We start from the raw sequence: 22757 nt of genomic DNA, 5'->3' as shown, positions 1-22757 counted from the left end.
AAGATGAAAGTTTTCAGTAACTCGTTTGAGTTTAGAAAACAAACGTTGTTTTAAAGCTTTTTTTAGAAGGGTATAAAAAAAATCAATAACACCATTAATTTTTGTTATTTGTATTTCATTTCACAAAATTGTATAGTGAGTATGTAAAGAAAAACAATTAAGAAAGGTTGATTAAAGCAGTAATATCAAAGAGTTAAATAAAAGAAGTAATGCCATTATTATATTTTTTTAACACAACAAGTGAAAAATATCTCAAAGTAGATAATGAAAAAGGTAGGGAATGACTATGTCAGCAGAAGTAAGGGAAAACAAACTAACAGTAAAAGAATTTTTTAATAAATTATTAGCCGGTACAGCACAAGGTACAATCGTTGCTTTGATTCCAAATGCGGTTTTAGGAGCAATTTTAAAATACTTCAACCATATTGAAATTATTCAAAAAATTATTGATGCAGCTCTTATTTTCCAAGTTGGTACAGCTTTAATCATTGGTGGTTTAATTGCGAAACAATTTGACTTAACACCACCAAAAATCATGATTGTCGGTGGTGCGGCTTTTGCAGGATCTGGCGTTATTAAATTCAACCCAGAAATCAAAGCTTTTGTTGCTGCAGGTACAGGGGATATTATCAATATTATGTTAACAGCTGCAGTGGCAGTCCTAATGATGTTATGGTTAGGTAACAAATTTGGTTCAACTGAAATTATTGCATTACCAATTGTTGTAGGTGTAGGTGCTGGATTAATCGGTATGTTAACATATCCGTATGTGACTCAAATCACTGCACTTATTGGTAAATTAATTAATACATTTACAGATTTTCAACCAGTGATTGCAAGTATTCTAATCGCTTGTTCATTCGCAGCGTTGATTATCTCTCCAATTACAACAGTAGCAATCGGTATGGCAATTCAATTAAATGGTGTGTCAGCAGGGGCTGCCGCTATGGGGATTGCAGCAACAACAATCGTTTTAGTCATCAACTCTTGGAAAGTTAACGAATCAGGGGTAACATTAGCAGTCGCTTTAGGTGGTATGAAAATGATGATGCCAAACCTATTCAAATACCCAGTGATCTTGATTCCATGTTTAGTAACAGCCGCAGTTTCAGCCATTCCAGTAGCGATGTTCAACATTTCAGGAACACCAAACTCAGCAGGATTTGGTTTAGTAGGTTTAGTAGGACCACTTGCTTCATTAGATGCAGGATTGAACTTCTTCTTATTAGTTATTTGTTGGTTTGTTGTGCCAATCGCAATGGGATTAGTTTCAAAAATGTTATTTGAAAAAACTTTAAAATTATACGACAGTAGTGTAGTCTTTAAATATCAAGGATAATAAAAAAACAATTTAGGAGTGACCAATAGATGAATATTATTATTGCAGGCGCAGGTGCCATGGGAAGCCGTTTTGGCTATATGTTACACAAAACAAACAACGAAGTGATTTTAGTTGATGGTTGGCAAGATCATATCGACTCAATTAAAAATAACGGTTTACAAGGAAGTTTCAACGGTGAAGAGATAAAAGAACCAATGACAATTTTTCACCAAAATGAATTAAGCCAAGTTGATTTTTCAGCAGACTTAGTTATTCTATTTACAAAAGCAATGCAGTTAGATAACATGATGAATTCTTTAAAAGATATGGTAGGCGAATCAACTCAAGTACTTTGTTTATTAAATGGAATTGGTCATGAGGACGTTGTTAAAAAATACGTTCCTGAAAGCAACATTTTATTAGGAAACACAATGTGGACTGCAGGATTAGAAGGACCTGGACATGTTAAACTATTTGGTAATGGTTCATTAGAGTTACAAAGTTTAGGAAATGATGAAAAAGCTGCTCAAGAAGTGATTGAAGTTTTAAATAAAGCAGACTTAAACGCTAAATATTCAGAACACATTCGTGCATCAATTTACAAAAAAGCTTGTGTCAATGGCACAATGAATGGGTTATGTACCATTTTAGATTCAAACATGGCAAGTTTTGGTGAAACAAAAGTAGCTGATAGCATTGTTGAAACAATTGTAAGTGAATTTGCAGCAGTTGGAAGACATGAAGGCGTAGAATTAAATATTCCAGAAGTATTAGCGCAAATCAAAACATGTTATAACCGTGAAACAATCGGTTTACACCACCCTTCAATGTATCAAGATCTTATTGTAAGTAATCGTTTAACAGAAATTGATTACATCAATGGAGCAATCGCTCGTAAAGGTCTTGCATATGGAGTAGAAACACCCTATTGTACATTCTTAACTCAATTAGTTCATGCTAAAGAAGAAATTTTAGGTGCTAAATAATAAAAAAGATGTGGTCATTTAATTGACCGCATCTTTTTTAGGTTAGTAAGATATCTTTGATAGCCAGGATGTCTTTAGAGGAAGGGAATCCACTAATAAGCAGGCTATCGATTGTTTGATTGACCACAATGGAATTTGTAATGATGAGCTCATAACTATTGTAGTCAACCTTATGGAGGTCTTTTTCATGAATGCAATCTACATGTTCAAAGGAAACTGGCTCCATATTGAGTTCGGTTTGAATCATGCGACATAAGAATTTAGCATGATCTTGTGAGTCAGAGCTAATAATTAACACGTGTTGGGTAATTCTATTTTTCATTATCTCAGGTAGTTGGGTGATGAAAATATAAATAAGATAATCAATATGATAATTAAAATTAGTATTTGCTTGAAGGGATAAAGAAGCCACTAAATAATTAATTTCTGAAATAGCCCAAGCATTATTTTTTAAAGCTTCAGTCGTAAAATAAACATATTTATTACTAATTAAGTGAAACGGAATGTTCACAAAAAGATTGTTAATGTATAAATCTTTTAAATAGGTCAATAGTTTATGATAGACTTTATCTTCTTTTTTTATATGAAAGGTATTGTATAAGTCATCTAAAAAGTTTGGAATTGTTTTTTCAAGATGTTCATCGGTATAACTGTTTAAGCTTGTTCTTAAAATAAGAATAGATGCTTCAATTCGGTAGACATCTTCTTCCGTTAAAGAACTATAGTGAGTTGACAATACACTTCTACCAAAATCGCATAAGGGCAGATAATCACCAGTAAAATTATCAGGTAATTCTACTTTATATCCCTGAATCTCTCTTTGAAGAGAGACATAGTAAAGATCAGCGTAAAAAGAAATCTGAAGTTGTGAAATCTCTTCTTTGTTGTGTTCATAGAGATTTTTTATTCGATTTTTCAAAAAATCATTTTTTTCATGTGTTAAGAAGACTTTAGATGAATAACCAGAGACTTCTAGAAAAAGAATGGTAAAAAAGCGTCTTAAACTTATTTCATTATCGCCAATAATTTGGTAGCTAGATTGTGTGTTTTGAATTTTGATATTGTAGCGCTTTAAGTCTTCATTCCATAGGTGAACATACTTATAAAAAGTTGAAGCACTTAAATGCAAGTGTTCGGAGTAAAAGCTCAATTTTTCATTGGGATAAAAAAAGATAGCTTTGATAATTTTGATTGGAACAGCATCTAACAAAATCATGGATTGAAGGGTTAAAAAAGTACTCATAGACATTTTGGGTGCGCAAATCTCATCAGTATCTGATAAAGAAATTTCGATGATATCATCCCAGTTTTCATTGATAAAGGTTAAATCATCATATAATGTCTTTTCTGAAATATTTAAAGTATCAGACAAAGTATCGAAAGATATTTTACCATCAGATTTGAACAGGACGTGTAAAATTGTAATGAGACGGTCTGAGTAGTTGTCTAAAACGTGTAACATAAAAGGTCTCTCCTTAAGATCAGGCTAGTAGCGTCAAGCTAAGCAAAATGAAAATTGCTTAATTTTTTTTGTAGATTAGTCAAGTCAATCCTTTTAGGATAGTCATTAATAATAAAGTTATTGTCTAGTTTGATAGAGTTGTCATTAGTTACAAATAAGAAATTATCTTGATTTTCTTTAATGAAGGATTTGTCTTGGATTACAATAAAGGTATACAGTTTGTTAAATTTATTTTCTAAAAGCATTTGTAAAAATTGCCCATGAGAAGTAGATAATTGACTATAGACATAAACTGTTTTTTTATCTTTTGCTTCTAAAAATTCAGGGAAGTAAACAACTATGACATAGCTGATTAGGGTGCTATATTGAGACAGATTTGCTGATAAGATGATTTCGAGCTGCTGAATCAAGTTATCGACAGGTTGAAAAAGATGAGAATTCTTTTTTAAAGATTGATAGAAATAGTGATATTTATTGACAAATAAATGGGCTGGAATTTCATCAGTTAGCTTGTTTTTGTAAATTAATAATAAAAATTCGTAAAAAAGTAAGGCATCATTTGTATCGTGAAAAGTATCTTCTAAAAACTCTTTTAAGGCATTTAAACGTCGACTGTTGAGTAATGGATTTTCTTTAAAGGGTGAATAAGTAAGACTGTCTAAAATAATTTCCCGACTATTTTTGTTAGTTAATTCTTCTGGAAATCGAGCTTTTTGTAGAGAAAAACCTTGCTTTTCTCTAATTAGCGATAAATAAACAAAAGAATGATAGTAATTTTGGGTTAGTGTTATTTTTGAGTAGGCGGGTAATTCCATAGTCAGTGTTTGTTTGACACGTTCAAATTCTTGATTATTCTTAAAAAAATGATTAGGTTGGTAGTCATGTATCTCTAACCAATAGACAGAAAAAAGACGTCTTAAGGTTATTTCGTACTTCGCTTCAATAAAATATTTGTTTTGAACGTTGATGATCTCTATATCGTAGGGAGCTAAAGCAACGTTTATTTTTTTTATGGTTTTATATATATTTGAGGCACTAGTTTTTAGTTTATCAGCATACGTTTTGACCTTATTAAAAGGGTTTTGCATGAACTCACTTAATAGTTTGATGTTAGAAGAACTATTAAGTAATAGTGTTTCCAGGTAGTAAATACTCTCAGCATTCTTGTCTGCTATGCTAACGTGATTGAGGTCTTGCTCAATTAGAATATAGGTAGCGAATTTTTCATTAATAAGCTCAATATCACGTTGAAGAGTAGACTTAGAAATGTCTAAAAACTTGGTTAGGTCATCAAGTGATAGGGAGTCATCTGAATGGAGCAAACTATCAACTAATTGTATTTTACGACGGATACTATCTTCAATAATAGGCATCATAATAAAAAAACCCCTTTCATAACATAGTGAATAATAAATAGTTTAAAGGAAAAAAAATCATACGTCAATTTTCTCATGAAATCAAAATAAAAACAAAAAAAATTAAAAACTAAGGTTATTTGAAAATGCTATTCTCATAATTAATCATAGAAACAACGATTCTCCTTAATTTTCAAGTTTTTTCAGAAAATTTCACAATTTCCTTTAAAATTTAAAATGATTTTTTTTATTTATTATGACATGAGTAATGAAAATCAATAGCGTATAGAATACAGTTATTGACATGAAAAAAGAATACAAATTTGTATTCTTTTTTAACTTTGTGAAAAGGTGGGGAGAAGATGAATCGTAAAAGAATAGTTAGCTTGATTAGTGTATTAGGGTTGTTAGTTTACTTTTGTTATCCTTCTGTTTCCTTCGCACCTGAGAGTGCTTATCAAGATCCTTTTGATTACTCAGAAGACGGTACACCTGGTTCATCGTATCCAACGAATTGGACTAATTACTTTAGTAATCGAAACGATAAACAAAGTGTTAAAAACTTTAATTTTAGTGTGCCACAAAATGGAGGGACAGACGTTGTTACAGGTGCAACTTTACCTAAAACAAGTCAAATTCTTAGATCAAGCTCTTTTGAAGGTGGGTATCATGAATATCGTGATGACAATCGAAAATCTAGTGTATATACGAAAAAAATTGTTAAGCCAACTCAAAATCCAAATGTCTTTGATGTTCAATTAGACGTGATTGGTGGCAAAAAAGAAACGAAAGAAAAAATAGATGTAGCTTTTGTTTTTGATAAATCAGGCAGTATGAATTTTGGTATTAATAAACATATTGACCGATATGGACGAGTTAGTTATAGCGGACCTTCTAGATGGGCTGTGTTAAATGACTCATTTGATTATTTTACAAGTAGTTTTTTAGAGAATCCTAATTATGATGTGAACTTTGCCTTATCATCGTTCTCTTCAACACCGGAATTAAATCGATGGGGTCGACCAACTGGTAAACATTTACCAATTTTAGATTTTGCTCAATATAGAGATGGTACTTATTTTACTAATAATCAGTCATTAATGACAACGCACCCGATTCTTAGGAATTCTCCCGATGGTGGGACACCAACCTTTCTTGGTGTGGAAGCTGGTATGGAGCTTCTAACGAATCAAAAGTATCAATCGCGTCCTGATGCGAATAAATTTATTATTTTCATCACCGATGGTTCACCAAGTTTTGATTTAGTGAATAATTGGAATCAGCGATTTAACGGAATAGGTGATATGAATTTAACTGCTCAACAAGTTGGTGGACTTCATCAATATGAATTAAGTAATAAGGCGAAATTTGAAGGGACTGGGGTAGAAGGTAGTACAAGGTATCCTAACCTTAATGGCTTTACAGAGTCTAAATACAACCAAGATCCTAAAATAAAAAAATATGCAATCGGTATTGGTGATCAAGTGGACAGCTATGAAAATGTGTTAAAAACAGTTGGTCCTAATGGCCCTTATAAAGTGAAAGATAATGTTGAAGCTGAACTGAACCAGGTAATGATGGAAATACAATCACAAATTAAAGATTCGGTTTCTTCCATTAGTAATGGAACAATTGTTGATGAGATGAGTGAGTATGTCACCTTAAAACCTGACTCAGTTAAAAATTATCAATTGAAACTTTCTAATAATAATTTAGTAAGTACGGCAGTTAGTAGTGGCGCAGTAGATGATTACGCCAAAAAAGCGCAAATAGATACAAGCAATAATCAAGTACGTGTTAGCAATTTAAGTTTAGCTGGTGATCAATATACTAGTAATGGTTACCGAGTGACCTATCAGGTTGAATTAAAGCCGCAATACAGAGATGGTCATTTTTACCCAGCTAACAAACCAACTTATATAGTTGATGCGAATAATCCAGAGGGAATAGGTTTTGCAGTTCCTTCTATTAAAAGTAATAGTCGAGACATTCCTGTAGAGAAAGTTTGGTTAGGAGATGAAGCTCAAAAACCAGATATTACGTTTAGCTTACTTGCTAATGGCAAAAAAGTAGATGAATTGACTTTAAAAGATCCTCAAAGAGAAGCTTCTTTTAAAGCAAAACCTGTTTTAGATGAGGCAGGTAAAACGATTGACTACAAAATAGAAGAAACCATTCATTACCGAGAGACACCACCTAATTATCAGTATGAAACAATCATTGAGGGTGATGCATTTAATGGATTTAAGGTAACTAATACCCCTAAGGGAGATTTTAAGGCAACAAAAAAGGCAAGTAAAACAGATTTGAAACCTGGGGAAACCTTTAGTTATGAGATTAATGTGACGAATACTGTAAAGGACAGTCTGATTAAAGAAATCGATGTATCAGATACGATGCCTGAAGGAATTGATATCGTAGGTAATCTTCGTTTGAATGACAAGCCGGCAGGGACGATTAAAGGAAATTCATTCTCTTTAAAAATTCCCAACTTAAAAAGTGGAGAACAAGGAAAGATAACTATTGATGTCAAAGTAAATGAAAAAGCTGGTGAAGGTAAGAAAATTAATAAAGCTCTTGTGACTAATCCAGAAGAGCCAGATAAACCTCAAGAGCCGACTGCAGAAGTAACTGTGAGACGGGAAACTAAATTGTTAGTCTCAAAAATTGATGGTTCTGATCGAACGGGGCTACAAGATGTCGAGTTTGAATTAAGAAGAATAGATAAAACACCTCAGCAAAAAAGAACAATAACAAGTAATACTCAAGGAAAAATTCCGTTGACATTTACAGAGGCAGGGAAATATGAGTTGGAAGAAATAACTCCTCCTGCGGGGTATAAAAAATTACACGGGATCATAGAGTTTGAAATCTCGCCAAAAGGTGATATGACGCTAAAAGATTCTCTTGATAATATGGTCAGTTTATCTGAAGGATCTTCTGGCTATCAGTTCCATTTGATTATTAAGAATCAACCTCAAGGAGGTCTGTTACCTGAAACAGGTGGTTTTGGATCTGGTAAAACATTCTTAATCGGTACAATTTTCATTAGCTGCTCTCTTTTACTAAGTGGGTATTATCTCCTTCAACGTCGAAGGGGGTGGAAGTAGATGAAACGAGCATGTCTGTTTTTTATCAGTCTTTGTATTGGGCTGCTTTACTTTATACCAGTGGAGACTCAGGCAATTTCACCAAATGAAGTCAAGGTACAATTAACCCATGAGAGCCACTCACAAGAAGGAACAGCCTTTTCAATTTATGGTATTTCTCGGAGTGATTACGAAAAAGCCTTGAATTTAGGAATAGAGCTATCCATTGAAAAGACTAAAGAATGGCTTTCGACAAAGAAAACCCCCAAAGTAAAGCAAGTTATTGTTGATGCAAGTCAAAAGGCTGAATTTACATTACCAAGACATAATGCTTTAGGTGAACAGATGTATTATGTATTGGTTCAAAATCAACCAGATAGAGAAGGTGTGAATGGTAAAGATATTTATCAAGTCTCACCAAGCTTTATTTCGTTTGATGATTTAGAAGAGCCTACATTAGATATTTATACGAAACGTGTTTTCATGGCTCAACTACCTTACTTTTTCAAATACAGTGAAAAAGAGGCAAAACCCTTAGCTAACGCTGAATTTGCTTTCTATCAATTTAATGAGTCACATGAAAAAGTTTACTTAACTAATTTAGACCCACTTGAATGGCAAGTTCTAAGAGATGGGAGTCAGGCTTATTCATTTAAATCAGATGATCAAGGGCTTGTTATGATGCCTGACATTGGTTTAGAAGAAGGAACCTATTATTTTGAAGAGACGAAGGCACCAGTTGGCTACAAAATTTCAAAAGAGTCGACTCAAATTACTCTAGTTATTCAAGATAATGAAGAGGGAAGAGTTATGACCCTAAATAATCACATTCTACATGCAACGGAGGCTGGTGTCTTACCTGAAGATATTATCAAAAAAGGTGAGCCTCGAGTTATTAATGAGTTAGAAACAGATCCACCTGAAACATCAACACCTAAGACACAAACAACGATAAAAGAAACACCGAAAGGTTCTAGCTTTTTACCCAAAACAGGTGAGAAGGTCTGGTCCTATGGATTAGTTGGTTTGGTTTTAATGAGCGTTGCTATTCTATTATTAAAGAGGAGAAAAGAAAATGAATAAAAAAATCTATCAATTATTATCAGTATTAGTATTAATGTTCCCATTATTAATTAGTTTATTACCAGCAGAAGTATCTGCAGAAGAGGCGTCAACTGTCTCAGTTAATTTACACAAACGAGTATTCGATGAAGGACAACGCCCTGAAGATAAACAAAATACAGGAGAAGAAATGTCAGATTTTGGTGGTAAAGCATTAGCTAACGTTACCTTTGAAGTGTATGATGTTTCTGAGCAATATTTAGAAAACTTAAAAGATCAATCAGCTGAAGATGCTACTCAAATGATTATTGATGATACAGTAGCTTCTTCAAAAGTACCAGGCTACGCTGTAGAAGTACCAAATAACAAACAAGTAACAAATGAAGATGGCTTAGCAACTTTTTCAAACTTACCAATTAAACATGGTGATAAATATGCAACTTATTTATTTGTTGAAACAAATTCACCTGCTAATATTAAAGAAAAAGCAGCACCAATTGTTTTAACAATGCCAATATACAAAGAAAATACAAATGAAATTAATACATCTATCCATATTTACCCTAAAAATGAACAACAAACAATGTTAACAAAAGACTTAACAGAAAAAGCTAAAAAAGACTTAGCAGTTACAATTAATGGTCAAACAATCTATAATGTAGAAAAAGGACAACGTTTTGATTACACAGTTTCAGCTTCATTACCTTGGAACATTCAAGACAAAGATTTCTTCCGAGTAATTGATACACCAAACATTGGTATGAAAGCATTTGCCGATACAATCAAAATTGAAGGCTTAGCTCTTAACACAGACTATACAGTCAAAGAAGATTCATCTGGTCGAGGTTTTGTAGTTGAATTTAATACAAAATCTGATAAAGTAAAGGCATTAGCAAAACAAAAAGTAACAATTACCTATGAAGCAATGCTAACAGAAGATGCGCCATTAGATACTGGTATTGGAAATGAAGCTAAAATAGAAGTGGGTAACGGTGTAACACCTGAACCATCTGATCCAAGCATTGAAGGACCTAAAGTGTATACTGGTGGAAAGAAATTCAAAAAAGTAGATGATAAAAGTGGAAAAGATTTAGCAGGTGCTAAATTCCATTTAGTTAAATTAGATGCAGCTGGTAAAGTGTCAGAGTATGCAACTTATAAAAATGGTGCTTATACTTGGACAGCTAATAAAACAGAAGCAACTTCTTATGAATCAAATGCAAAAGGTGAGTTTGAGGTATTAGGATTAACTTATTCAGAAAAATTACCAACTGGTTTCTCATATGCAGTAGAAGAGTATGAAGCTCCAGAAGGATATGCGTTATTAAATGAGCCGGTTAAATTTAATGTGACTAAAGGTGAATTTGAAGACGTTGTATTATCCATTACAAATATTAAAAAAGGGTTATTACCTTCAACAGGTGGTAACGGAATTTATATGTTCTTAGTAGTAGGTAGTGTGTTAATGATGGGTGCTCTAGTTTGGTACCGTCGCACAAAAGTAGACGCTGAAGTTTAGAACAAGTGAAAAGGCTGGAGCAATAGTTTCAGTCTTTTTGACTATTTAGTTGATTAAAAGGAGGTGGCAACATGAAATCAGATAAAACAGGTATTTGGCTAAAAATTGCTATTACACTAACGTTTGTATTAGGAGCATTAATCTTTTTGTATCCCTTTGTAGCCAATATTATCAATACACAAGTTGATAAGCACCGAATTGAAGCACTGCAACAACAGACGAAACAAGAGGAAGAGGTACAACTCGCAGAGAAAAAAAGACGAGAGGAAGAGATCAAAAAGAATCCTCATTTAGGTATGAAACTAGAAGAAGATTTGTTTGATGAGGTGGATCAAAGTAGCCAACTAGGTTTGGCAGAGATTAAGAAACATTTAATTGGCTCAATCAGTATTCCTAAAATCAATAGTGAATTACCTATTTTTGATGTGACAACACCCTCTTTTCTTCAAGAAGGTGTCACTCTGTTGCCAGGAGCCTCCTATCCATCTGGTGGTAAAGGTACTCATGCTGTCCTAACGGGACATACGGGGTTACCTAATAAAAAGCTATTTACTGATTTAAAAGATGTTGTTGAAGGGGATAAAATCTATCTTAAAGTCTTAGGTGAGACCCTTGCTTATGAAGTAGATCAGATTAAAGTGGTATTACCTGATCAATTAGATGATTTGAATGTGGAGAAAGATAAGGATTATTTAACATTAGTGACGTGTACACCTTATATGGTAAATACTCACCGCTTACTGGTGAGAGGAAAGCGAGTGCCGATTAACCTACAAGAAGTCAAGAGAGCAGATAAGCAAATTGATCAAAAGAATAAACGCCTCCTTGCGTTTTATGGTTTACTTATTGCCTTATTGATTGGCTTATTAATCGCAGTTATGTATCGTCAATACTTGAACTATATGATAATGAGAAAGAGGTATCGTATTAGCTTTACTTGCTACAAAAATGGTAAGCCTCTAAAGAATAAAACCTTTGTTTTAATGGATCGTTCAAAACGTCATAAGGTAAAAAGAGGAAAACGACGTATTAAAGGAACGAGTAATAGTCGAGGTAAAGTAGTCATGAAGGGGATTCGTGGCGGACATTACTGGTTAGTAGCGACTGACTCAGGCAAGAAAGAGCCGATTGTTATTAAATGTTGGGTGAAACGACCAACTGATCGACGTTTCCGAGTGAAACTTAGTCCAAAATCATCAACTATGGTAAGTATTAAAGAAAGTCAGGGGAAAAGAAGAATATGACAAAAAGAACTGGACAACAGATTTTTTTAACCCTAATCTTTATTATTGGTGGTTTAATTTTTACTTATCCATTTTACAGTAATGGAATAAACTATTTGGTGGATCAATATCGAATGAAAGATATGGCTCAAAAGATGGCTGATGACCAAGAAAAACTCGAAGAAAAAATGAAACAAAGCAATGAAAAACTCCGAGTTAATGGTATTGTCATTGAGCATGATCCTTTTGATGCCAAACAACAAGCAACAGCTCCTGTGGCACTGAATAACCATCTGATTGGTTCTGTGACGATTCCTAAAATTAACATGACGACTCCATTATATGACACGATAACGAATCAAATCTTAGAAAATGGAGCAGGAGTTTTACCAGGGACATCTATGCCTACAGGTGAGGTAGGTAGTCATTCTGTTATTTCAGCTCATAGAGGACTAGCAGAACGACAACTATTTCGTAACCTTGATAAATTAGCCATTGGGGACGTCTTTGTCGTTGATTCTCTAGGAAAGACTTATGCTTATGAAGTTATTGACACAAAAACGCTCAAACCAGAAGAAACAGACATCATTAAGTTACAACCGGAAGAAGATCTGGTTTCTTTATTAACTTGTACGCCTTATATGATTAACAGTCATCGTTTAATAGTGACTGGAAAGCGAACAGAGATGACCAAAGTGATTAACGATCAAGTTAAAAAAAGTGAAAAAACTCGTCAGTGGCAACAAATCGGAACCCTTGTTTTAATTATCTTAGGTTTGATAGCTTCCCTGTATCTACTATACCGATTAATCAAGAGATTTTTACTACAAAGAAGGCGTTATGACTTTACTTTCTATTTAAGGGATAAGAAAAATCAACCTATTATAGGTCAATCATTTTTAGTTTATCGTAAAGGTAAAAAACAACCTTTAAGAAGAGATGGACAGTTACTAATACCAGTTAGTTCAGAAAAAGGTAAGGTAGTGATTACTAACTTACCAGGTGATGTATATGATATTGCTCTTGAAGAACAGTCGATACAAAAATTAGGTCAATTTGGTATTAAGAAAGTAACTAACGATAAAATGGAATGGCTAAAATCAAATGATGCAGTTGCAAGCTCACGCTATCGTAAAAAACGAATTTATGTGAAATTAATTAAAAAGTCGAGTAAAAGAGGAGAAGTTAAAAGTCAGCATTCTTAGCGCAACTAATCTTCTCTGTTGATATAGTTTTATGTATTAATCAATATAGTAGCGATTTTGATTGATTATTGCTTTTTCTATTTGTTTTATCAAAATTTGAGTCATAAATAAAATAAAAACACCCCGATTATCCTATAGCGACCTCTAAAAGTTAGACCGAAAAATCTAGCTTTTGGGGGTTGCTATACAATTAAGTGGGTGTTTTTTTTATAATCATTTACATTAGCTTTCCTCTTTTAAAAACTGACGAGCTTTTTTAGTCACTTGTTTCAAGTCAACACCTTGTTGCTTGGCAGCAAAAATACAGCCACAGTAACATTGACGATAAATATTATATTCTTTACACATCTCAATAGAACGCTCGTAACCTTTATTCTTTTTGAAATCACTAGGTAGATAGTTTACATCATAAAATTTTTGGATATCCATCCCTATCTGATTGATTAACTGACTATTTTTTTTAGGTGAAATCGTTAGAGCACTGCCAAAATAATCAAATCCTAGTTCTTGAGCTTTTTCTGCTACTAAATCTAGTCGCATATTGAAGCATGCACTACAGCGTTTACCACCTTCTCTTTCTTCTGTAAGTTCTTTTTCCTTCACCATACGAACGAATTTACTTGGCTCGTATTCTCCAGCTAAAAAACCAACTTGTTGATTAGTTAGTTCATTAAAATCCGCTACAAATTTTTGTTGTACTAATAAACGTCTTTGATATTCTTCTCTTGGATGAATATTGGAGTTAGCAAAATAAATGGTGATATCAGCAAATTTTGTCATGTACTCTAACGTATAAGTGCTACAAGGGGCACAACAACTATGTAATAAGATCGTAGGTTTGGTAGCTGATTTCTCCCATTCTTCAATCATTTTACTCAAGGTTTTATCATAATTTACTTTTTGATTAGGTGATAACCTACTCAATATATCATTTACATTTATTGCCATCGGTAACTCCTCAACTCCCCAAAAATTTCTATACTTTCTTTATACACCTTAATTTTATTATAGAGTATTTACCTGCTCATTATCAACAAAGGATGAATTGATAGATAGCTACATTGGTCCTGTCAGCTATTTGTGCTTGAGCACAAATAAAGTAGAGTTATTCAAAAAAGGTGATGCTATAGGAGCTACTTACCATCGGAGAAAAAATGATATGGAACTAGGCTTTTTATTTTGAAAAAAAGGAAATAGGACTAGAAACATCAGATGAAAACTGGTATTATATGCGTACGATGAAGAAAGAAGGTTTTTTAATGTTCGGTTTTTACAAAGTTGTGAAAGGGACAGCTTTTACAAGTCAATCCATAACTGAGGTTGCCATACTTGAAGATTATCTCTTTTGTTTAAATCAAGAAGGGTTAATTGAAAAGCTTATTGCACCAACAGATGATATATATGAGGCTACTTTGGTTGAGTATCAAGAAACAACTCATTACACTGAAATTCCTAAAGGGCACTTTATTTTACCTGGATTTATAGATTTACATGTTCATGCTCCTCAATGGCCACAATCAGGTTTGGCTTTAGACAAACCCTTATATGACTGGTTAAATACTTATACATTTCCTTTAGAAGCAAAATATGGAGATGTGACGTTTGCTAAACAAGTGTATGAACATTTAGTCGATGAGCTTTTATCCTTAGGAACAACGACTGTTCTTTACTTTGGAACGATTCATAAAAAGGCTAATTTAGTACTAGCTGAAGTATGTGCAACTAAGGGACAACGAGGCTTAGTGGGGAAAGTGGTGATGGACGACCCAGAGGCCAATCCTGATTATTACCGCGATAGTTCAACGGAAAAGGCTTTAAAAGATACAGAAGATTTTATTAAAGAGATTAAAGAATTATCAAAACACACGAAACAAGGTGTTTATCCAGTTGTCACACCGCGTTTTATTCCAAGTTGTACAGAAGAGGGACTACGTGGGTTAGGAGACTTAGCTCAAAAGTACGATGTTCATGTGCAATCTCATTGTAGTGAGAGTGATTGGGCTCATCAATTTGTCTATGATAAATTTGGTCAAAGTGACACGCATAGCTTAAAGGAGTTTGGTCTATTAACAGATAAGTCGGTCATGGCTCACTGTGGCTTTTTATCTGATGACGACGCGACTACTTTTAGAGAAACAGGAACTGCAGTTGCTCATTGTCCTATTTCAAATGCTTATTTTGGAAATACAGTTACGCGAGTTAAACAATTACTCCATGATTTTCAAGTTGATGTTGGCTTAGGGACAGATATTTCAGGTGGTTTTTCACCGAGTCTTTATGACAATATGAAACAAGCAGTCATGTCATCTCGAATGTTAAATGATGGTGTTGATTTTGAACAAGCGCCTGAAAATAGAGGTGTATCGGGAAGTAATATCACGTTAAATGAAGCCTTCTACTTAGCAACAAGTGGTGGAGGAAAAGCATTATCATTACCAATTGGTGAATTAAAAGAAGGATATTCTTGGGACATTCAAGTAGTCTCAACGGAGCATTTACCTATTTTCGGTATAGAAACATTAGAAGAAACATTTCAAAAGTTGATCTATTTAATGAAACCTGAGCAAATTAGAGAAGTTTGGGTGCAAGATCAATTAGTTTATAAACAATAAGGGGAGAACGACAAACAATGAGTCAAAAAAGTCACTTAACAGTTGGCGTGGACGAGCCACTTTCACTGTCACAATCAATTTTATTAGGAATTCAACATGTTTTAGCCATGGATGTTTACGTGGTGCCATTTATTATTGCTTCAGCCATCGGATTAACTACAGAAGCTAGTGCTGGGTTAATCCAAGCGACCTTTTTAGCAGCAGGTATTGGAACAATTATTCAAACCTTTATTTTCATGAAGATTCCTATTGCTCAAGGACCTTCATTTATTCCTATTGGAGCTATCGCAGGTATTTACTTTGCTAATGAAGCAGGGGGAAATGGTTGGAGTACAGTCCTAGGAGCTAGTTTAATCGGTGCGATTGTTGTGATTCTACTTGGTTTAACGGGAACATTTCATAAGTTAGTGAATTATTTAGTCCCACCTATAGTAGGTGGAACGATTATCTATGTGGTTGGTTTATCGTTAATGCCAACAGCTTTAACAAGTAATGTATTTGGTGCTCCAGGTGAGATTACTGATAATTTATTACTTGCCACAGTGACATCGGTGACTTTAATTGCCTGTACAATGATTGGTTCTAAATTTCCTAATAAAGGACGTTGGTTCAGAGTTTCTTCAGTCATTATGGCTTTATTAGTTGGCTGTATCACAGCACAGTTCATTGGAGTTCTGGATTTAAGTGCTGTTAAGAACGCGTCGTTGTTCACTCTACCTAAATTAGCGATTACAGGTGGTGGACTACATTTTGAACTTTCTTCTATTATTACGATGATTATTATTTATATGGTTCTTTTAGCTGAAACAACAGGTACTTGGTTTGCTATTAGTAACGTGACTGAGACTCCTTTAACAGATGAAACAATCAACAAAGGCGTTATTGGAGAAGGTATTAGCTGTTTGATTTCTGCTTTAGTGGGCTCAACACCAGTAACAGGATACTCAACTAATGCAGGTATTATTACTATTACAGGAGTTGCGAGTCGTCGTGTTTTTGCAGCTGCCGGTGTTTGGTTTATCGTTTTTGGTTTTTCAGGAAAATTAGCGACATTAATTTCCTCAATTCCATCTGCAGTTATTGGTGGTGTGTTTGTAGTTGTTTGTGGTATTATCGCAATCAGTGGGATGCAAGTGATTAAGGAAGTACCTATTGGTGAAAAAGAGATGTACGTTATCTCTATTCCGATGATTATTGCTTTAGGACTTATTTTAATTCCAAAAGAATTCATTCAAACATTACCGAACTTTTTACAATATTTATTCAGTTCACCGATTGCTACAGCTTCTATTGCAGCAATGGTATTAAATAAAATACTTCCAAGTGAAGCTAAATAACAAATTACAGCCAGTTAACTTATTACAAGTTAGCTGGTTTTTTTGTGTTTTCATGGGTTTATTGTCACGTATTATTTAGAGAAAGTTTTATTTAAAGATAAAAAAAGAAATATTTTATTTTTAATAAAGGATATTATTTGAAACGAGAACGATAAAAAATGTGAAAAGTCTAATAAAAAGATCAAAAAGAACTTATAAAATTATCTTTATTGTCTAGAAAATGGAAAAACAGAAACATTTCAAACCATGCGAACGTTGTAAAATATAGATAAGAATAAGTCTTAAGTAAGAATCGATGTTTTTTGAAAATTTATTTGGAAAGGAGATTGTTATGAAAGATAAGAAGAAGTTTGGGATAGTCCTGATTTTAGTTGTCATCATAAATCTCTTTACCTCTGTTATAGCTAGCGCCAATACCTCTTTAATGGAGGAACGCACACTTTTTGAATATACCCAAGATGGTAATCGTGGTGGTCTATATCCAACTAATGGGACACATATTTATCAAGGAGTGACAGAAAAGGACACGGTAAAGAATTTTGATTTCACAAATACAAGGTATCCTTACTATCCTTATACGAAAAGTGTGGCATCTTCAATGGAAGTGTTTGACTCAGGCTATCATGCGTACCGAGATAAGACAGGGCAAATGGACGTTTATGCAAAAAAAATAGTAAAACCAACAGATGATCCGACTAAATTTGAAGTAACTTTAGATGTCCTCAGTGGTTTTAGGGAAACAAAGAGTCCAATCGATATTGCTTTTGTAATCGATAAATCAGGAAGTATGAATGAATGGATTAACTCAACGGATACAAGATGGACAGCTTTAAAAAAATCTATTTCCTATTTTGTTGATAATTTTCCTCAAACTATCTATGATACTCGTTATGCGTTGAGTTCGTTTGCTTCTTACTCACAATGGGGAGGTAATTATCCTTATTTTGATCTAGGCCAGCATCAAGATGGTAGTTTCTTTACTGGTAATACACAATACGTTAAGAATAATCAATTGTTATCAGTGAATCCAGCAGGTGGAACCCCAACATTTGTTGGGGTGGAAGCAGGAGTTGTTCTTTTGACTCAACCTAGTCTTGGTGTTCGAGCCGATGCTAATAAGTATTTGATTTACATCACAGATGGTGGTCCAACATTTGATGGTGTTTATGAGCCAGCATTTAATAAAAGAGTTTATACAGGAATTGAAAATCACACTCAAAATGGAATAAGATTTTCTCTTCCTCAATCGTACTATTATGGTAACGGGACGCAACCACCAAGTAGTGTAACTGGATTAGAAAACTTTATTGGAAGAAAATATAACTCGGTACCTTCAGCTTACAAGTATTCAATTGGAATTGGTTCTGATTTAGTTGGTTTTCCAAATAATCGAGTTCTTCAAGCATTAGGACCTGATGGACGTTACACAGTTGTTAATAATGTTGAAGCTGACTTGAAAGAAGCGCTTCAAAGTATTCAAGATCATATCATGAATTCTCTCTCATCCATAACAGAAGCAACAATTGTTGATCCTATGAGTGATTTTGTTGAGTTAGATCAAGATTCTGTTAAGACTTATCAATTAACTTTAGATAAAAATACGATTCATTCATTAAGTACAACAGATCAAAATGCTGAGAAGTATGCTAAAGAAGCTCTTGTAGACATTTATGATAATGAAATAAATGTTAAAAATTTAACACTAAAAGGAGATTTTGATAAAGCTCAAGGTTACCGGGTGACTTATCAAGTGACATTAAAAGAGCCATATCAAGAAGGACGTTTCTATCCAACTAATAACCGAACTTATTTATTAGATAAGGATCCAAATTATGCAATTGATTTTGCAGTTCCAGCTGTTAAACACCGTAAGACAACAGAAGTTAAAGTCGATAAGATTTGGAAGGGTGACAATGAGAATCACCCAGCTATTAAGATTGCCTTATTAGCCAACAACCAAGAAGTATCAACGGTCACATTAAATAAAGGAGAGCTGTCTCATGTATTTAAAGAGCTGCCTTTTTATGATGATGATGGGAAAAAGATAGAGTATACAATCAAGGAGTATCCAGTTGAGGGATATGAGTCAACACTTAAGAGAGATACAGATGGCTCCTTTATCTTAACGAACTATCCTAAAGGAAAATTTGAAGCAAACAAGCTTTCTGATAAAGACAAACTTAAACCAGGGGAAGAATTTACCTACACCATAAAGGTTGATAATATAGTGACAGACAGTACAATCAAACAACTTAGAGTAGTAGATGATATACCAAATGAGTTAGAAACCATAGGGGACGTTTTTCTAAATGGGGTAAATTTAGGAGGAATTGTCAATAACAAACTAGATGTTACAATTCCGACATTAAAAGGCAATGAAAGTGCATTAATCACCTTTAAAGTAAGAGTCAAAGTAAAAGCGCCAGAAGGAAAAATTCTGAATACGGCGATTGTCACAGATCCTGAAAAACCAGATGAGCCTGAGAAGCCGACAACAGAGGTTGAGGTAATCAGAAAAACGCCTATTAAATTAGTGAAAACAGATATTGATGGAAAGACACTACTACCAGATGCAGAATTTGCACTATATTCTATCAAAAATGGTAAAGAAGAATTGATTGAAACCAAGATAAGTAATCAGTCAGGTGTGATTATGTTTGAAGAACTAGCTAGTGGAGATTATCGTTTAGTAGAAACTAAAGCGCCTGAGAATTATCAAAAACTATCTATTGAAGTCTTGTTTACTATTGATAAATATGGTGATGTCACAGTGACCGATGCTAATTCAGAGTATGTCACTTATGATGTTGTGAATAATCAATTTGAGTTTCTAGTAAAAAATGAGCCAATACCGCCTGGAGGCATATTACCTGAAACAGGTGGTAGGGGAACGTTTACGATTCAACCAGTTGCTGTACTATTGCTATCGGTTTCATTAATCCTATCTGCCTATGCTTTGTATCGTAGAAGGAAGGGGTGGTGACAGATGAAAAAATTTTTTTTGGGAATTGTCCTACTTAGTGCCTGTTGGTTTGGCTTGATGACTCCTTCGTATGCAGAAGGTCTTGACGATACTAGTGAGAGCGTAACAATTGAGCTTTCCTATGATACAGAATCAGAGGTAGGAACACGTTTTTCTATATTTGGTCTTACGTATGAAGAGTATGATTATGCGTTAAAAAAAGGATATGAGATGTCTATTGAGCAGACTAAAAACTGGCTAAAGCACAATGGAATGGAAAAGATAAAGGAAATACTCATCAGCCATACGTTAACAGATACATTTACTTTACAAAAATACAATGAGAAAAAAGAAAAAATGTATTATGTTATCGTCCAAAATGTACCTGATTATCTGAATGAGAAGCATTTGAAGTATTACACATCGTTTCCGATCTTTCTATCCTTAGATGATGTGGAAAGTAATTATTTAATAGTCGAAACGAAACGAGTATTTATGATACAGACACCTTATTTCTTTAAATACAGTAGTGGCACAAATCAACAGCCATTAAAAGATGCTGAATTTGCATTTTATAGAAAAAATGCATTTGATGAGAAAGAGTATTTACTAACTGTTGATCCTATTAATTGGGGGAAACGAGCAACTGGTAAAGAAGGTTGGCAGTTTATATCAGACGCTAAGGGATTGGTTCAACTACCAGATTTAGATTTAGGGGTCGGAACCTATTACTTTGAAGAAACAAGAGCGCCAACAGGTTATGAGATATCTCAAACATCTAAAGAAATTTTACTAGAAATAAAAGAAACAGCAAATGGGTTGGTTATGTTGTTGAATGGAGAGACACTGTATCCAATGCAAGCAGGGGAGTTGCCTCACAACATTACGGATTTAGGAGAGCCGAGAATTTTAAATAAACCTACTGATAAACCAAAAGATCCTAAAGTTCCCAAGGACCCGAAACCTCCAAAACCACCTTTAGTTGATTTGCCTAAAACAGGTGAAGCAGCATGGAAAGTATCAGGTATTGGCTTACTTATTATGGTGATAACATTTTTTTACATAAAAAGGAATAAAGAAAGGGAGAGAAAAAATGAAAAAGAAAATTATTAAGTTAATATCTTTATTAGTCTTATTAGTACCAATCGTCACAAGTAGCTTTTCGCTAAAAGTTGAGGCAGCAGAAGGAGATGACGCTATTGAAAAAGTAGATGTTATCTTGCATAAACAAGTTTTTGATGCAGGAAAAATTCCTGTCATTGAAAATACGGGTGAAGAATTAGATATGAATCAGTACGGAGGGGAGCCATTAGAGGGTGTGACCTTTGAAGCATTCGATATTACAGATAAATTTATCGAATTGTTAAAAGCGGGTTCTTCTGCTGAAGAAGCAACTAAAACAATTGTTGACTTAGCAAAAAACTATAATGAAGCTGTTAAGTTAGGTGATTCTGTTAAAACGATGGTAACTGATGCTGCTGGTATGGCACCATTTGCTGACTTGGCAATGAAAAAAGGAAAAGAGTATGCGACTTATCTATTTGTCGAAACAAACTCAGCAGCTAACATCAAAGAAAAAGCAGCTCCAATTGTTGTCACAATGCCAATTTACTTAGTAGGCACAAACGATGTTAACAAAAATGTTCATATTTATCCAAAGAATGAGCGAGACAAAATGCTAGAAAAAGATTTGACTGAGGAAACTAAAAAAGAACTTGAAATAACGATTAATGGGGAAGTTATTAACAATATCGAGATTGGTAAGCCATTTGAGTACGGATTATCAGCGTTACTTCCTTGGAATCTTTCAGACAAAGCATTTTACCGTATCATTGATACTCCAAGTGCTGGAATGAAAGTATTAGTTGATACTATTGAGATACCTGGTTTAGAAAAAGGTGTTGATTACACTGTAGAGGCAAAAGGAGATGGCTTTGTTTTAAGCTTAGATACTAAGTCAGAAAAAGTACTAGCTCTTGCAGGAAAACGCCTTGGTATTACGTATAAAGCGATTTTAACAGAAGATATACAGATTGATTTTGGTGCTAATAACACGGCTAATGTTGAAGTAGGGACAGATGTAACTGGAGAACCAGAAGATCCAACTGATCCACCAACAGTAGGTCCAGATATCTATACGGGTGGTAAACAATTTAAAAAAGTCGACAACAATAGTGGTAAAACATTAGCTGGAGCTAAATTTGATTTAGTGAAGTTAGATAAAGATGATAATATTGTTGCTTATGCATACTATGCAGATGGTAAATACGAATGGAAGACTGAAAAACCAACAGAAAGTATTTATGTATCTGATAATGACGGTCTCGTTAAAATTAATGGATTGGAATATTCAGAAAAATTAGAGGCAGGACAAACATATGCTTTAATTGAAACGGAAGCTCCAACAGGTTATGCTAAACTTGAAAAACCTGTTAAGTTTGAAGTGATTAAAGGAGATTATGCAACAGTATTCCTAGACGTTAAAAACGTTAAAAAAGGTATTTTACCATCAACAGGAGGTAGTGGTATTTACTTATTCCTTGTGATTGGTAGTTTACTAATGACTGGAGCCTTCGTTTGGTACCGTCGTACACATACTGAAGTAGAAGTATAGAAACTAAAAA

The 22757-nt window shown here is 33.9% G+C and carries 15 protein-coding genes; 12 read left to right on the top strand and 3 right to left on the bottom strand.

All coding sequences use genetic code 11. The features are described 5' to 3' along the window. The first annotated feature begins 286 nt into the window (after positions 1 to 286). Together DOK76_RS03500 and DOK76_RS03495 are read left to right on the top strand one after the other, a co-directional pair. Positions 287 to 1339 carry a PTS sugar transporter subunit IIC gene (locus DOK76_RS03500; RefSeq protein WP_206965149.1) on the top strand — a complete coding sequence of 351 codons (1053 nt, stop codon included), beginning with the start codon at positions 287 to 289 and terminating at the stop codon, positions 1337 to 1339. Positions 1340 to 1368: 29 nt separating this feature from the next. Continuing rightward, a complete protein-coding gene (locus DOK76_RS03495) occupies positions 1369 to 2307 on the top strand; it encodes a 2-dehydropantoate 2-reductase (protein ID WP_206965022.1) in 939 nt (312 codons plus the stop codon). Between the two features lie 37 nt (positions 2308 to 2344). Here DOK76_RS03495 and DOK76_RS03490 read toward each other — a convergent pair whose 3' ends face one another. Then, positions 2345 to 3769, bottom strand: coding sequence for an AcpB/EbpR/MafR family transcriptional regulator (locus DOK76_RS03490; protein WP_206965021.1), 1425 nt, complete (start codon positions 3767 to 3769; stop codon positions 2345 to 2347). 38 nt (positions 3770 to 3807) lie between these two features. Beyond that, positions 3808 to 5145 carry a helix-turn-helix domain-containing protein gene (locus DOK76_RS03485; protein ID WP_206965020.1) on the bottom strand — a complete coding sequence of 446 codons (1338 nt, stop codon included), beginning with the start codon at positions 5143 to 5145 and terminating at the stop codon, positions 3808 to 3810. 341 nt (positions 5146 to 5486) lie between these two features. Between DOK76_RS03485 and DOK76_RS03480 the strand changes: the two genes are divergently transcribed. The 5 genes from DOK76_RS03480 (at position 5487) to DOK76_RS03460 (ending at position 13222) form a co-directional block, all read left to right on the top strand. Next, positions 5487 to 8234: a SpaA isopeptide-forming pilin-related protein gene (locus tag DOK76_RS03480; RefSeq protein ID WP_206965019.1), complete on the top strand. Its 2748-nt coding sequence runs from the start codon at positions 5487 to 5489 to the stop codon at positions 8232 to 8234. Then, positions 8235 to 9296 carry a SpaA isopeptide-forming pilin-related protein gene (locus tag DOK76_RS03475; RefSeq protein WP_206965148.1) on the top strand — a complete coding sequence of 354 codons (1062 nt, stop codon included), beginning with the start codon at positions 8235 to 8237 and terminating at the stop codon, positions 9294 to 9296. Beyond that, positions 9289 to 10794: a SpaH/EbpB family LPXTG-anchored major pilin gene (locus DOK76_RS03470; protein ID WP_206965018.1), complete on the top strand. Its 1506-nt coding sequence runs from the start codon at positions 9289 to 9291 to the stop codon at positions 10792 to 10794. The genes DOK76_RS03475 and DOK76_RS03470 overlap by 8 nt, the downstream gene beginning before the upstream one ends. A 71-nt stretch (positions 10795 to 10865) precedes the next feature. Beyond that, a complete protein-coding gene (locus DOK76_RS03465; protein ID WP_206965017.1) occupies positions 10866 to 12038 on the top strand; it encodes a class C sortase in 1173 nt (390 codons plus the stop codon). Continuing rightward, positions 12035 to 13222, top strand: coding sequence for a class C sortase (locus tag DOK76_RS03460; protein ID WP_206965016.1), 1188 nt, complete (start codon positions 12035 to 12037; stop codon positions 13220 to 13222). Before DOK76_RS03465 ends, DOK76_RS03460 begins: the two co-directional genes overlap by 4 nt. A 222-nt stretch (positions 13223 to 13444) precedes the next feature. Here DOK76_RS03460 and DOK76_RS03455 read toward each other — a convergent pair whose 3' ends face one another. Beyond that, complete coding sequence (locus tag DOK76_RS03455) at positions 13445 to 14170, bottom strand: epoxyqueuosine reductase QueH (RefSeq protein WP_206965015.1); 726 nt, start codon at positions 14168 to 14170, stop codon at positions 13445 to 13447. A gap of 311 nt (positions 14171 to 14481) precedes the next feature. Here DOK76_RS03455 and guaD point away from each other — a divergent pair, with 311 nt between their 5' ends. From guaD to DOK76_RS03430, 5 genes are all read left to right on the top strand, one after another. Further along, complete coding sequence (gene guaD / locus DOK76_RS03450) at positions 14482 to 15834, top strand: guanine deaminase (RefSeq protein ID WP_206965014.1); 1353 nt, start codon at positions 14482 to 14484, stop codon at positions 15832 to 15834. Positions 15835 to 15851: 17 nt separating this feature from the next. Beyond that, complete coding sequence (locus DOK76_RS03445; protein WP_206965013.1) at positions 15852 to 17171, top strand: uracil-xanthine permease family protein; 1320 nt, start codon at positions 15852 to 15854, stop codon at positions 17169 to 17171. A 331-nt stretch (positions 17172 to 17502) separates the two neighbouring features. Next, positions 17503 to 20154 (top strand): SpaA isopeptide-forming pilin-related protein, encoded by a 2652-nt coding sequence (locus tag DOK76_RS03440; RefSeq protein ID WP_206965012.1) that lies wholly within the window; start codon positions 17503 to 17505, stop codon positions 20152 to 20154. A gap of 3 nt (positions 20155 to 20157) precedes the next feature. Then, positions 20158 to 21246, top strand: coding sequence for a SpaA isopeptide-forming pilin-related protein (locus tag DOK76_RS03435; protein ID WP_206965011.1), 1089 nt, complete (start codon positions 20158 to 20160; stop codon positions 21244 to 21246). Continuing rightward, the gene (locus DOK76_RS03430) at positions 21227 to 22747 is read left to right on the top strand and encodes a SpaH/EbpB family LPXTG-anchored major pilin (protein WP_206965010.1); all 1521 of its coding nucleotides are present in this window, start codon (positions 21227 to 21229) and stop codon (positions 22745 to 22747) included. Before DOK76_RS03435 ends, DOK76_RS03430 begins: the two co-directional genes overlap by 20 nt. The last annotated feature ends 10 nt before the right edge of the window (positions 22748 to 22757 follow it).

Origin of the sequence: Candidatus Vagococcus giribetii (assembly GCF_017316185.1) — a bacterium.
GTDB lineage: Bacteria > Bacillota > Bacilli > Lactobacillales > Vagococcaceae > Vagococcus > Vagococcus giribetii.
The sequence above is the reverse complement of the archived record's forward strand: the minus strand, read 5'-3'. Positions and strand labels throughout refer to the sequence as shown.

Bases quoted from the DNA above. Each gene is read 5' to 3' on its own strand.
- DOK76_RS03500 (WP_206965149.1), top strand. From the start codon at position 287: ATGTCAGCAGAAGTAAGGGAAAACAAACTAACAGTAAAAGAATTTTTT.
- DOK76_RS03495 (WP_206965022.1), top strand. From the start codon at position 1,369: ATGAATATTATTATTGCAGGCGCAGGTGCCATGGGAAGCCGTTTTGGC.
- DOK76_RS03490 (WP_206965021.1), bottom strand. From the start codon at position 3,769: ATGTTACACGTTTTAGACAACTACTCAGACCGTCTCATTACAATTTTA.
- DOK76_RS03485 (WP_206965020.1), bottom strand. From the start codon at position 5,145: ATGATGCCTATTATTGAAGATAGTATCCGTCGTAAAATACAATTAGTT.
- DOK76_RS03480 (WP_206965019.1), top strand. From the start codon at position 5,487: ATGAATCGTAAAAGAATAGTTAGCTTGATTAGTGTATTAGGGTTGTTA.
- DOK76_RS03475 (WP_206965148.1), top strand. From the start codon at position 8,235: ATGAAACGAGCATGTCTGTTTTTTATCAGTCTTTGTATTGGGCTGCTT.
- DOK76_RS03470 (WP_206965018.1), top strand. From the start codon at position 9,289: ATGAATAAAAAAATCTATCAATTATTATCAGTATTAGTATTAATGTTC.
- DOK76_RS03465 (WP_206965017.1), top strand. From the start codon at position 10,866: ATGAAATCAGATAAAACAGGTATTTGGCTAAAAATTGCTATTACACTA.
- DOK76_RS03460 (WP_206965016.1), top strand. From the start codon at position 12,035: ATGACAAAAAGAACTGGACAACAGATTTTTTTAACCCTAATCTTTATT.
- DOK76_RS03455 (WP_206965015.1), bottom strand. From the start codon at position 14,170: ATGGCAATAAATGTAAATGATATATTGAGTAGGTTATCACCTAATCAA.
- guaD (WP_206965014.1), top strand. From the start codon at position 14,482: ATGTTCGGTTTTTACAAAGTTGTGAAAGGGACAGCTTTTACAAGTCAA.
- DOK76_RS03445 (WP_206965013.1), top strand. From the start codon at position 15,852: ATGAGTCAAAAAAGTCACTTAACAGTTGGCGTGGACGAGCCACTTTCA.
- DOK76_RS03440 (WP_206965012.1), top strand. From the start codon at position 17,503: ATGAAAGATAAGAAGAAGTTTGGGATAGTCCTGATTTTAGTTGTCATC.
- DOK76_RS03435 (WP_206965011.1), top strand. From the start codon at position 20,158: ATGAAAAAATTTTTTTTGGGAATTGTCCTACTTAGTGCCTGTTGGTTT.
- DOK76_RS03430 (WP_206965010.1), top strand. From the start codon at position 21,227: ATGAAAAAGAAAATTATTAAGTTAATATCTTTATTAGTCTTATTAGTA.